The 691-nt window shown below is 32.1% G+C and carries 2 protein-coding genes; one reads left to right on the forward strand and one right to left on the reverse strand.

Going from position 1 to position 691, the window contains the following annotated elements:
• Positions 1-446: PhoH family protein (locus tag N3D17_07820; GenBank protein ID MCX8083269.1), on the forward strand; the 446-nt coding region annotated here is incomplete at its 5' end.
• Here N3D17_07820 and N3D17_07825 read toward each other — a convergent pair.
• A partial coding sequence (locus N3D17_07825) for a nucleoside triphosphate pyrophosphohydrolase (protein ID MCX8083270.1) occupies positions 443-691 on the reverse strand: 249 nt, incomplete at its 5' end. The genes N3D17_07820 and N3D17_07825 overlap by 4 nt on opposite strands.

Consider the following 691-nt stretch of genomic DNA (forward strand, 5'->3'; position numbering starts at 1 on the left):
ATCCTTATCTTCGTCCATTATATGATGCATTAGATGATATGATACCACCTGAAAAACTGAAAAATTATATTGAAAAAAGAGTCATAGAAGTAGTTCCCCTTGCATATATGAGAGGGAGAACGTTGAATAATTCATTTGTTATTCTTGATGAAGCACAGAATGCAACAAGTATGCAAATGAAAATGTTTCTCACCCGGTTAGGCATGAATTCTAAAGCAATAATAACAGGCGACATTACACAGATTGATTTACCAGCTAAAACAATATCAGGGTTAGTTCAAATACAAGAAATTTTAAAACAAATTGAAGGTGTAGCATTTTGTTATTTTGACCGTAATGATGTTGTCAGACATAAACTTGTGAAAGATATAATTGATGCATATGATAAATATTCTTCAAATGGAAAATCAACACATCCCACTGATCAAAGTTCAAATGGAGGTTAGAGCTTTTTAGCTTCATTCCACAACTGATCCATTTCTTCAAGAGTTGTGGACTGTATGTCCTTACCAATTTTCTTTAGTTGCTTCTCAATATATTGAAATCTTTGTATGAATTTTTCGATTGTTCTCCTAAGTGAGTTTTCTGGATTCACGTTAATAAATCGTGAATAATTTACAAGTGCAAATAGCAAATCGCCGTATTCATCTTCAATTTTTTCCTGATCACATGATTCAATTGCTTTGTGCAA

The organism is bacterium (assembly GCA_026414725.1).
Taxonomy (GTDB): Bacteria; Ratteibacteria; UBA8468; order B48-G9; family JAFGKM01; genus JAAYXZ01.